Source organism: Micromonospora chalcea, assembly GCF_002926165.1.
Taxonomy (GTDB): Bacteria; Actinomycetota; Actinomycetes; order Mycobacteriales; family Micromonosporaceae; genus Micromonospora; species Micromonospora chalcea.
Genome location: NZ_MAGP01000027.1, coordinates 1 through 10,893, shown reverse-complemented (window position 1 = coordinate 10,893; position 10,893 = coordinate 1). Strand labels below are relative to the sequence as shown.

Genomic DNA, 10,893 nt, shown 5'->3' with positions numbered 1-10,893 from the left:
CAGCACCACCCGCACGAACCCCACACCCCGCCGCAACGCCATCCGCGCGCCCACCGCCGCCCACACCACGTTGCACACCGCCATCGCCGCACCCAACGCCCACCACACGTGCCCCGTCAACCCGAACACCACAAGCGCACCCAGATTCGTACCCGCGTTCACCACCTTCGCCATCGCCGACGCGTGCACGAAATCCGAACCCAGAATCGCCGTGAACGCCAACACCAGAAACGTGCCCGTACCCGGACCGATCAACCCGTCGTACAGGGCGATGCCCAACCCGGCCACCGCCACCGCCACCACCACCCGCCCCGGCGTGCGCCGCGGCGACGACACCACACCAAGCGACGGCCGCGCCATCACGAACACCGCCACCGCCACCAGCACCACAAGCACCACCGGCCGGTACGCGCCACCCGGCACCGCACCCGCAAGCGCCGCACCCAACCCCGCCGTCAGCACCGCCAACCCCGCCGCCGGACCCGCCACACCCCAGTCCAGCTTCGTCCGCCGCGCATACGTCACCGCCGCCGTCGACGTACCGAAAATCGCCGCCAGCTTGTTCGTGCCCAACGCCGTCGCCACCGGCACACCCGGCGCCGCCACCAGCAACGCCGGCAACAACAACAGACCACCGCCACCCACCACCGCGTCCACCCACCCCGCGACAAGGGCAGCGGTCAGCAACGTCGTCAACGACAGGGCATCCACCGCCGCATTCTGCCCACCCCGCCACCAGCGACAACGCCACCTGTGGCAAGCCTCACCGGCCCCGACGACGCCGCAACCACACCCCCACCGACCCCACCGCCACGAACACCAGCATCGAACAGCACAACAGTCTCAGCACCCGGCAAGACTGCCACGACGACGTAGGGTGTCCAGGTGCGCCTGGCCACCTTCAACCTGCTGCACGGCCGATCCCTCACCGACGGACTCGTCGACCCCCGCCGGCTCACCGCCGCCGTCACCGCCCTCGACGCCGACGTCCTCGCCCTCCAGGAAGTCGACCGCGACCAGACCCGCAGCGGCAAACTCGACCTCACCGCCCTGGCCGCCCGCGCCCTGCACGCCGACCACCACCGCTTCGCCGCCGCCGTCGTCGGCACCCCCGGCGAACAGTTCCGCCCCCTCACCCACGACGACGACGGCCACGGCGAACCCCTCTACGGCATCGGCCTGATCAGCCGCCACCCCGTCCGCTCCTGGCAGGTCACCCGGCTACGCGCCGCCCCCGTCCGCTCACCCATCTACGCGCCCGGCCCCGGCGGCGGCCTCATCCTGCTCCGCGACGAACCCCGCGTCGTGCTCGCCGCCGTCCTCGACACCCCCCACGGCCCCCTCACCGTCGCCGCCACCCACCTGTCGTTCGTCCCCGGCTGGAACATCTGGCAGCTACGCCGCGTCATCCGCGCCCTGCGCACCCTGCCCGCACCCCGGATCCTGCTCGGCGACCTCAACCTGCCCGCCGGACCCGCCGCCGCGCTCACCCGCTGGCGACCCCTCGCCCGACGCCCCACCTACCCGGCCGGGCAACCCCGCGTCCAACTCGACCACATCCTCGCCGACCGGCACGCCCTCGACCGGCTCCCACCCGTCACCGCCGTCCACACGCCGCTGGCCACCATCTCCGACCACCGGCCCCTCGTCGTCGACCTCGGCTGACGCTCAGCCCAGCCCACTCTGCCGCCGCGCCGCGTCCACCGCGTTACGGAACAACATCGCCACGGTCGTCGGACCCACCCCGCCCACACGCGGCGTGATCGCACCCGCCACCTCGGCGCACGACTCGTCCACGTCCGGCAGCAACCGCCGCCCCTCGTACCGCACCCCACCACCGACCACCACCGCGCCCGGACGCACATGCTCCGGCCGCACGATCCCCGGCACCCCCGCCGCCGCCACCAGGATCTCCGCCCGCCGCGTGTACCGCGGCCAGTCCGCCACCCCCGTGTGCACCACCGTCACGCAGCGTTCGCCGTCGGCCGCTTCTGCGCCAGCAACATCGCAAGCGGCCGGCCCAACGTCGCACCCCGGCCCAGGATCACCACCTCCCGGCCCGCCACCGGCACACCGTGAAACGCCAGCAACGCCTCGATCCCCGCCGGCGTACACGGCAACGGACCCGGCAACCCCAACGCCAACCGGCCCATGTTCACCGGATGCATCCCGTCCACGTCCTTGTCCGGATCCAGCTCCGCCAACGCCCGGTCGTAGTCCAGATGACCCGGGATCGGATACTGCACCAGCACCCCGTGCACCGTGGCGTCCGCGTTGAAGTCCGCCAGCACCGCGTGCAGATCCGCCTGCGACGCCGACGCCGGCAGATGCACGTGCGGCGACACGAAACCCAGCTCCGACGCCTGCCGAGACTTGATCCGGATGTAACCCGCGCTCGCGTCGTCGTCACCGACGAGCACCGTCGCCAGCGCCGGCGTCACCCCCGCCGCACGCAACTGGGCCACCGACGCGGCGACCTCCGACAACACCTGCTCCGCCACCGGGGCACCCGGCAACAACCGTGCAGAAGACATACGACACCTCGCCCGCAGGAGCCCAGGCGGTCGACCCCCACGACGAGCTCCCCGATGGTTCACCCATCCCCGTGCCGCCAGTCGCGTTCCCCCTCAGCCTGCCACAGCCCGCGCCGCCACCGCATCCACCACCGCCTGCCACCCCGGCAACGCCGCCAGCAGACCGTCCGCCCGCCGCCGCCGATCCGCCGCCGACGCCACACCCAGATCCGCCAGCACCGCCTGAAACGCCGGCCGCAACGCCCGCTCCCGCTCCGGCGCCACCGCGCCCAACACCACATGACACCGCGCGTACGTCACCAGCACCCAGAACATCGCCTCCCGATGCCGGCCCGCAGCGATCAGCTCAGCCGCACCGTCGAACACCACCGGACGCCCCGCCGCACCCAGATCCGCCCCGAACGCGAACCCCTCCCGCCGAAGGCGTGCCACCTCGTCGAACACCACAACCAACCCGGCCAGATGCGCCCGCACCCGCGCCACGTCCACACCCGCCCCGCCGCCGTCGAACGTGTCCAGCAGCTCCGGATACCGAACGGCGAACCCGAACCGCGACAACACCCGCTCCGCCCGCACGTACCGCCGCCGCACCGTCGGATCCACCAGCCCCGCCACCGCCGGCCACACCGCCAGCAGCGACGTCGGGAACACCCACGCCAACACCTGCTCCGCGGTCGGCGCTTCGGCGTCGACCGCCCGCAACCCGCCCTCGATCCGCCGCCGCACACCGGCGCACCGCGTCCGCACCCACACCGGATCCGCGAACCCCGCCGCCACCCGCTCCCGCACCGCGGCCAGCCGGCCCGACGGATCCGCGATCACCCCATCGGTACGGAACATCGGCGCGAACACCCACGACCCCAGCACATCCTCCGGGCCGCCCAACTCCGCCCACGTGATCGTGCTGACCTCCAGCAGCACCCCCCGATGCACGAACTTGCCCACCTTCGCGCCGGGCTCCCGACGCACCAGCAACACGTCCACGTCCGACCACGGCGGCAGCACCGCGTCGTCCGGCAATCCCACGGTCGACCCGCTGAAGAACGCCCCCTCGATCACCGGGTCAGCGCGCATCCGCTCCCGTACCCACCCGACCGCCACCGCCCGCGCCATACCTACCCGCATCCGCCCGATCCTGCCAGCCCAGCAGACCGCCGCGCGGCCCTCACCGCCGCGGCGCCAACCCCGACAACGCCCGATTGGTACGGTTCGCCGCCACCGCCGCCCGCTGCTGACCTGCCGTCACCTCGATGTACGTCTGCGACGACGCCAACGACGCATGCCCCAGCAACCGCATGATCTCCGCCGCGCTCGCCCCGTCCTCCGCCAACCGCGTCGCGAACGTGTGCCGCAACGCGTGCAACCGCGCGCCCCGTGGCACCCGGTCACCGATGCCCGCCCGCCGGTAACACGACTCCACCAGGTACTGCAGCCCACCCCGCCGTAGCGCCTCACCGTGGCGGTCCACGAGGAACGGAGAGTCCGGCCGCACGTTGCGCGCCCCGAACCGGAGCCGCCGGCTGTCCAGATAACCCGCAAGCACCCGGTCCACGGCGTCCTCGATCGGCACCGTACGCGGCCGTCCGCCCTTACCCGCCACGTCCACCCGACGCTCGCCGTCGCGCCCCGCCACCGACGACACCCGCAGCGCCAGCAGCTCCGACAGGCGCAACCCGGCACACAACGCCAGGGCCAGCACCGCCAGGTCGCGCTCCGGCCACGGGTCACGCTGCCGGCCCTCCGCGCGCGCGACCGCCGCCAGCAACTCCTCCGGGGTGTCCTCGCCCCGCAGCGGCTTGGGCCGGGGGAGCGGCGTACGGGGCCGCCCCACCGCCGGCATCGGATTGCCCGGTACGACGCCCTCGGCCACCAGGAACGTGAAGAAGCTGTTCCACGTCGACCAGGCACGATGGACGGACGCGGCCGCGCGGGGAGCGGCGAACCGCGCGAACGCCGCGCGCATCACTCTGGGGGAGAGGGAGCTGACCGCGACCCGGTCCAGGGGGAGGGGAGTGGCGTCGCCGTCGGCGGCGATCAGCTCGGCCACCGCGGTCAGATCCCTCCGGTACGCGGCCAGGGTGTGGGGGGAGGGCTTGCGGGTGGCCCGGGCGGTCAGGAACTCCTCGATCAGAGCACCTACCGTTTCGTCCGGTTTGTCATGCATAAGGGATATTATGCATGATTCTCGCGTTCCCGTCAGGGGTCCTTTCGAGGGGGAGTGCAGTCGCTCGACCGATGATCGGCTCCACTGCGCCGAGGTGGCGGCAACCCGGGCGCTCCGATGCAGCCACATCCGCGTACTGGCGGCGGCAGCCACACCTGTCGGCACTCGGCCGGAGCAGGGAGGGCGGTGAAAGGGGCCGGTGCCCTCCCTGCTCCGGCGATCATGAAGTTGACCGCGGATGCTGTCCCATTTGTCGCCGCCAACCTCATGATCGCCGGAGCGGTGGATGGGTTGAGAGTGCGGCGTCGGCGGGCCGTGCCTAGGTGTGCGGTGCGACGGGGCAGCCGGCCGGACCTCCAAGTCCCGGAAGGTCAGCCGCCTCGCGAGGACGTCCGGGGAGGCCCGCCGGAGCTCTACTTGACATAATGTACATTATCGAATCGCGACTCAGGAGGGTTTTACGTCTTCGCCGAGGGTGTCCGACATGACCTTCAGAAGCGCGGCCATCCGTGGCTGGTGACCTCCGGCCTGCAGTCTCGCGAGTGCCGCGTCCACCTCTGCCTTGACCGCCTGCCGCTGCGACACCTGCCCGGAGTCGAGCGCCTTCTGGACTCGCGGTGTCAGGTCGGCCAACAACGTCAGGGCCTCCGTGTCCGGCGTATCCGCGTCGTCGGACAGTTCCGGGGCCTGCTGCCGGACGTCTGCGAATCGCCCTGCCCCGAACCGGGCCAGGGCGTCCGCCACGTCGTCCGCCGGCTGCCGCACCTGATCGAGGTCGAGCAGCTTCAGGGCCGGCCGCCCGTCGACCGGGCTCCGGCTGGTGAGCGGACGGTCGATCGTCGCGGCGGTGGCCGGCACCAGCAGCACCTTTGCGGCTCTCTGGTTCCGGCCACGGGACGGTAGCGGCTGGTCGAGCACGACAGCGTCGATCTCGGCCCACGCCACGAGCCGGTTGAGCCCGGCGACCCGCAGATCCAGTCCGTCGGCTCCGATGCAGAACCGGAACGGCCTGAGCTGGTAGGCGACGAACAGGCCGGCCGACACCAGCCAGAGGCCGAGAAGGATCCATCGTCCGGTCGACGCGGAAGTGTGGTAAAGCAGCGGGAGCACGCCGACTCCGAAGAGCGTAAGGCCCCTCCACAGCTTCTCTCGGCTCCTACGCAACTCCATGCCGGCACCTCGTCCCTTGTGGCCTGTCCTGGGAGGGGCCCTACATGGTGGCACGGGCGAGGCGCTCTCGTGATCATCCGAACGTCCCCGGAAAGACCAGCACCCTCTCCCCTGCCTGCCGGTACGAAGATCAGCTCAAACCGGCTGCGGGTCGCGGCGCTCGGCCTCGCCGGGCTCCGGGGCATCCTCGACGGCCCGCAGGTCGGGCATGGCGCGTACGGCGGGCGCGACGGCCGCGCCCACGGCGAGCGCCAGCATGATCGCCGCGAAGCTGCCGAACACCACCGGCGCCGGTACCCGGTCGATCAGCAGGCCGGACAGGGCCGGGCCGAACGGCGCGACGATCAGCGCGATGAAGCTGGTCGCGGCGTTCGCTCTCCCCTGCAGGTCGCCGGGGGTGAGCAGGGTCTGGAGGGTCAGCATGCTGATGTTGGCGGCCGGTACGACCAGGACGCAGGCGCCGGCCAGCGCGCCCAGGACCAGTCCGTTGTCGGTGGTGGCCATCGCGGCGGTCAGCACGGCGCAGGCCCAGACGACGGCGAGGATCAGCCAGCGGGTGGGTACCCGGGCGGTCAGCCAGGACGCGACGAGTGATCCGGCGACGGCGCCGAGGCCGACGCATGCCATGACGGTTCCGGCGGACAGGCCGGAGGCGCCGTTGCGGACCGGCACGACGATGATCGCCAGCAGGACGCCCGCGAACGCGAAGTTCAGGACGGCGCCGCAGAGCAGCGTGAACCGCAGCGACGGTTGCCGCCACAGGAAACGGACCCCGGCTACGGCCTGCCGGGGCAGGGACTCCCCCGGCGTGGTCGCCGACCGGCCGAGTGGGCCGCGCAGCAGGGCCACGGCGACCAGGGAGACGGCGTACGAGAGCGCGTCGACGAGGAACGGCAGTGCCGGGGCGAGGCCGAACAGGAAGCCGCCGAGCGGCGGGCCGGCGAGGTGGACGACGCCGTTGCGGGTCTCGTTGAACACGGTGGCGGTACGCAGGTCGCGGGCGGGGACGACGGCGCGGGTGGCGGCCGCGGCGGCGGGTTGCAGCGCGGCGCCGAGGCCGGCGGTGGCGGCGGCGAGGACGGCGATGAGCAGGACTGGCGCGTGTCCGACGAGGGCGAGCACGGTGACGCCGGTGACGGCGAGCAGCGCGCCGGCGTCGCAGCAGAGCATGAGGATGCGCCGGTCGCGGCGGTCGGCGAGCAGGCCGGCGGGCAGGAGTACGAGGACCAGGGCGATTCCTTCGGCGAAGGCGACGAGGCCGGCGTCGGTGGCGGAGCCGGTGGTCAGCAGGACGAGCAGCGGCGTGGCGACGGCGGTGACCTGGGTGCCGAGTTTCGACGCGGTGCGGGCGACGGTGATGAGGAGGAAGTCGCGGTTGTGTCGTAGGCCGGTGGGCGGCATGGGGGCTCCGTGTGCGTGGTGGCGGGCGGGATGCCGGCTTCACCGGGCCGGGTTGACGACGGACCCGGGCGGGCGGTGGCCGCCCGCCCGGGTCGCCAGGCGGATCAGGTGTGGCTGGGGCTGGTGGCCCGTTCGCCACTGCCGTCTCAGCCGTTGCAGCAGGCGATGCTGATGCTGCTGGACTGCGGCGGGACCGCGTGGCGGGTGCCGTTCTGCGTGGCCATGGCCTGCAGGTTGAGGAGCTTCGTCATGGGGGTTCACCTCCTTCTCGGGTGTGGTGGGTTGGCCGTCGGTGGTTCCGACGGGGTCTGTGGGCGCCGGGCGGGGGTTCAGCTCGCGGCGAGGAGGTGGCCGGTGGGCGCGACGTGGGTGGGCGCGTCGAGGAAGGGCAGCGTCACGGCGGTGCGGTGCAGCGCGGCGTGCATGGCGGACAGGATTCCGGCGCCGCCGGCGGCGAGGTCGGTGGAGATGCGCAGCAGGGTGTCGCCGGGGAACGCGAGGTGGCCGTCGAGGGCGTAGGCGTGCCAGGCGAGGCGGGTCAGGTGCGCGGGGACGTGGTGGGGCGCGTCGTCGCGGACGAGTCCGACGGGGCGGTGCGGGGTGGCGCGGCGCGGTGGGTCGTCGGTGAGCAGGGCGGCGGTGGCGAGGAGTCCGGCGCGGCCGTGGAAGAGGCCGGGCAGCAGGACGAATTCGACGTCGATGGTGCGGCGGACGGTGGTGACGATGTCGCGCAGCCACTGGCGTTCGCCGTGGCGGAGCAGTGTGTGGGCGGCGACGGCGATGCCGGCGCTGCCTTCGTCGAGGTAGAACAGTCGTCGTGCGCCGTCGCGTACGTGGAGGTTGCCGTTGTCGTCGCGGACGGTGTGTTGCAGGTCGCGGCGCAGGGCGGTGCGGGCGGCGCGGAGCCAGGCGGGGTCGCCGGTGGTTTCGTGCAGGCGGGTGAGGAAGGTCGCGGGGCCGGACCAGCCGTGGAGCAGGCCGGGGCGGGTGGGTTCGGGTACGGGTTGCGTGGTGTCGCCGGTGAGGGTGCGGGCGAGTCGGTCGCCGATGTGCAGGGCGTCGTCGGGGGCGGGTCGGCCGGGGCGCAGCAGGGCGAGTCCGATGCCGGCGAGGCCGCTGTGCAGGCCGGGGCCGTAGCGGTGGTGCAGGCCGGTGCGACATCGGTCGAGCAGTTCGTCGGCGTCGTCGTGGCGTCCGGTGCGGTCGAGGAGGGCGGCGATGCCGGCCAGGCCGTCGTAGAGGCCGAGGTGGGCGGCGGGTAGGCGGTGGGCGGCGCGGGTGAGCCAGTCGAGGTGTTCGTCGCGTTCGGGGTAGTCGACGCCGGTGGTGACGAGTGCCCAGATGATGCCGGCGGCGCCGTGCGCGAGGGTGGCGCCGCCGTGGGGGAACTGGCCGGGGTCGCCGGGGAAGAGCCGGTCGGTGCGCTGTGGTGTGGCGGTGGCGCGGATGCCGGCGGCCAGGGATTCGATCAGGTGGCGCGGGTCGGCGGACCACTGGTGGCGGGTGACGCGGCGGCGGCCGGGCGTGGGTGGGTGCAGTGCGGTGCGCAGGTCGTCGCGGATGCGGTCGAGGTATCCGGGTGGTAGCGGGAAGCGCCGGGCGATCGTGAGGAGGTCGTCGAACTTGTCGTCGCTCAGGGCGGCGAGTGGTGTCAGTGGTACGAAGACGGCGAGGCGCAGGCAGGCGAGGGCGTAGGTGTCGACGGCGGTGCCTCGGCGGATGCGGGGTGTGGCGAATCCGGGGTCGCCCAGTGAGGGGGTGAAGTCCTCGTCGGTCAGGTACGCCTGTTCGAAGTCGACGAGCACGATCCGGCCGTCGGGGCGGATCATGATGTTGGCGGTGTGCAGGTCGCCGAAGACCACTCCCCTGGCGTGTATCCGGGCCAGGGCTGCCTGGACCTGGTCGATGACGTCGAGTGCCCAGGTGGTGTAGTCGGTGAGGTCCTGCTCGGTGGGGTCGGGGTGGATGAGTGGGTGCCGCATGGCGAGGTGGTGTTGGAGGGTGTCGCCGTCGACGTGCTCTTCGACCAGGAACTGGTGTTCCCACCAGGTGAGGCGGTCGAGCAGTTGGGGTACGCAGTCGAGGCCGGCGAGGCGCCGCAGCATGGTCTCTTCGCGGCGCAGGCGGGTGAGCGCGTCGGTTCCGGCGCCGTCGAGTCCGGCGTGCGGGCGGGCCTCGCGCAGGACGACGGTGCGGCCGTCGCGCAGGTCGGTGGCGCGGTAGACGCCGCCGGCGTTGGAGTGGTGCAGGGCTTCGTCGATGCGGTAGGGCGGTTCGTCGTCGGTCTGGGCGGCGACGGCGGCGATGTGCTCGGCGACGAAGTCGGGTACGGGGGCCCAGTCGGGCACGGTGAAGACGGGTTCGCGGCGGTCGGGGACGAGGGTTCCGTCGGGGCGTGCGATGGCGGGGACGGGCTGGTCGCCGTCGACGCACCAGAGTTCGGCGAATCCGCCGTAGCGCAGGTAGAGGGGTCCGTCGTGCCAGCGCAGGTCGCTGAGGACGTAGGGGCCGCGGTATCCGGCGAGGCGGGCGCCGAGGTCGTCGAGGATGCGGCGCAGGGCGGTGTCGTCGGCCGGGTAGAGGGCGGCGAGTTTGCCGCTGCCGGCGCGGTGGGCGTACTTCTCGTTGTTGACCAGGGCGAGGCGGCGGCTGCGTTGGAACTTGAAGGCGACCCGGTGGGTCACGCAGTGGTCGCGTACCAGGTCGAGGGCGTCGGCGGCGTCGTCGAGGTTCACCGAGACGTGGACTTTCCAGCCGTGCTGGGGCAGCTGGGTGTGCGTGGGGTGCCACATGATCCAGCCGCCGTGTTCGGCGACGCGCCAGCCGTCGGGCGGGGTCTGGTCGGCCAGCGGGAACCGGCTCGCCGTGTCGGCGACGTACGCCGGTGAGTCGACGTGGACCGGGTCGGCGATCAGGAACGCTCCGGGCGTGGGCATGGCAAACCTCGCGGCCGTGACGATGGGTTGGGTGTCCGGGGCGGTTCGGTGTGTTGCCGTTGTCGCCTGGACTGGTTCCATCGTGGTGGTAGCCGGCCGGTGCTGGCGTCCGGCCGTGGGGCGAGGTTCGGGGTCCGTCCCGGCCCGGTGGTGGGCGTCGGGGGTCCGTCTGGAAGGTGACACCGGATGTCACCCGGTACGGGGACGTCCGGTGGGCCGGTGTGGACCAGAATTTCTCGCGTACGCGGGCTGTTCGCCCGCATTTCCTTCTGTGGAGGTCTGTGATGAGGACCGAGGTTCAGTCGCCGCCGGTGGTGGTGTTCCTGCAGGCGCAGCGGCCGGCGGGGTGGGTGACCGTCGCGCGTGGGGTGCCGTTGGACGGACGGCGGTGTCTGCTGCGGACGGTGGGTGCGGGCCGGGCGCGTTCCGGCGACGCGGTGCGGCTGGTGGGGGTGGCCGGTGGGGACGCGCGGTCGCTCGCTGTCGCCGAGGTGTCGGTGTTGCACCGTGACGAGGCGGACCTGGTGATGGTGTCGCTGGCCGGTGCGACGGTTCCCGGTGGCCACGGCACTGATGCCTTGGCGGTGCGGCGGGTGCTGGCGTTGCTCGCCGACGACGCGGACGGGCGGTGGCGGGTGGCCGCGGACGCGGCGGCCGACGTCGTGGCGCCGTAGGTGCTGGTGGGGGC

Annotated in this window: 8 protein-coding genes, 1 pseudogene and 1 riboswitch; of the genes and pseudogenes, 2 read left to right on the top strand and 7 right to left on the bottom strand. The window is 72.7% G+C overall.

What is annotated here, in order from left to right:
• Positions 1 to 711: sulfite exporter TauE/SafE family protein (locus tag BAW75_RS04220; protein WP_208635182.1), on the bottom strand; the 711-nt coding region annotated here is incomplete at its 3' end.
• 174 nt (positions 712 to 885) lie between these two features.
• On the opposite strand from BAW75_RS04220, the gene BAW75_RS04215 reads away from it, so the two are divergent.
• The gene (locus BAW75_RS04215) at positions 886 to 1,665 is read left to right on the top strand and encodes an endonuclease/exonuclease/phosphatase family protein (RefSeq protein ID WP_104112712.1); all 780 of its coding nucleotides are present in this window, start codon (positions 886 to 888) and stop codon (positions 1,663 to 1,665) included.
• A 3-nt stretch (positions 1,666 to 1,668) separates the two neighbouring features.
• On the opposite strand, the pseudogene BAW75_RS04210 reads toward BAW75_RS04215, so the two are convergent.
• The 6 genes and pseudogenes from BAW75_RS04210 to lanKC all read right to left on the bottom strand — a co-directional run bounded on the left by BAW75_RS04210 (position 1,669) and on the right by lanKC (position 10,205).
• A pseudogene (locus BAW75_RS04210) lies at positions 1,669 to 2,534 on the bottom strand (bifunctional 5,10-methylenetetrahydrofolate dehydrogenase/5,10-methenyltetrahydrofolate cyclohydrolase).
• Between the two features lie 13 nt (positions 2,535 to 2,547).
• A riboswitch (ZMP/ZTP riboswitch) is annotated at positions 2,548 to 2,629 on the bottom strand.
• Entirely contained in the window at positions 2,628 to 3,659 is a 1,032-nt protein-coding gene (locus tag BAW75_RS04205) for a hypothetical protein (RefSeq protein ID WP_104112711.1), read from the bottom strand. It overlaps the preceding riboswitch by 2 nt.
• 40 nt (positions 3,660 to 3,699) lie before the next feature.
• Entirely contained in the window at positions 3,700 to 4,698 is a 999-nt protein-coding gene (locus tag BAW75_RS04200) for a tyrosine-type recombinase/integrase (RefSeq protein ID WP_104112710.1), read from the bottom strand.
• 447 nt (positions 4,699 to 5,145) lie between these two features.
• Positions 5,146 to 5,808 (bottom strand): hypothetical protein, encoded by a 663-nt coding sequence (locus tag BAW75_RS04195; RefSeq protein ID WP_146074795.1) that lies wholly within the window; start codon positions 5,806 to 5,808, stop codon positions 5,146 to 5,148.
• A gap of 195 nt (positions 5,809 to 6,003) precedes the next feature.
• Positions 6,004 to 7,269, bottom strand: a complete 1,266-nt coding sequence (locus tag BAW75_RS04190; RefSeq protein ID WP_104112708.1) for an MFS transporter — start codon at positions 7,267 to 7,269, stop codon at positions 6,004 to 6,006.
• Positions 7,270 to 7,598: 329 nt separating this feature from the next.
• A complete protein-coding gene (lanKC, locus tag BAW75_RS04185; protein ID WP_104112707.1) occupies positions 7,599 to 10,205 on the bottom strand; it encodes a class III lanthionine synthetase LanKC in 2,607 nt (868 codons plus the stop codon).
• A 284-nt stretch (positions 10,206 to 10,489) separates the two neighbouring features.
• Between lanKC and BAW75_RS04180 the strand changes: the two genes are divergently transcribed.
• On the top strand, positions 10,490 to 10,879 hold the full coding sequence (locus BAW75_RS04180) for a hypothetical protein (RefSeq protein WP_146074794.1): 390 nt from the start codon (positions 10,490 to 10,492) through the stop codon (positions 10,877 to 10,879).
• Positions 10,880 to 10,893: the final 14 nt, after the last annotated feature.

What these genes read in the sequence shown, in the direction of transcription:
- BAW75_RS04205 (WP_104112711.1), bottom strand. Translation starts at nt 3,659, where the DNA reads ATGCGGGTAGGTATGGCGCGGGCGGTGGCGGTCGGGTGGGTACGGGAG.
- BAW75_RS04200 (WP_104112710.1), bottom strand. Translation starts at nt 4,698, where the DNA reads ATGCATGACAAACCGGACGAAACGGTAGGTGCTCTGATCGAGGAGTTC.
- BAW75_RS04190 (WP_104112708.1), bottom strand. Translation starts at nt 7,269, where the DNA reads ATGCCGCCCACCGGCCTACGACACAACCGCGACTTCCTCCTCATCACC.
- lanKC (WP_104112707.1), bottom strand. Translation starts at nt 10,205, where the DNA reads ATGCCCACGCCCGGAGCGTTCCTGATCGCCGACCCGGTCCACGTCGAC.
- BAW75_RS04180 (WP_146074794.1), top strand. Translation starts at nt 10,490, where the DNA reads ATGAGGACCGAGGTTCAGTCGCCGCCGGTGGTGGTGTTCCTGCAGGCG.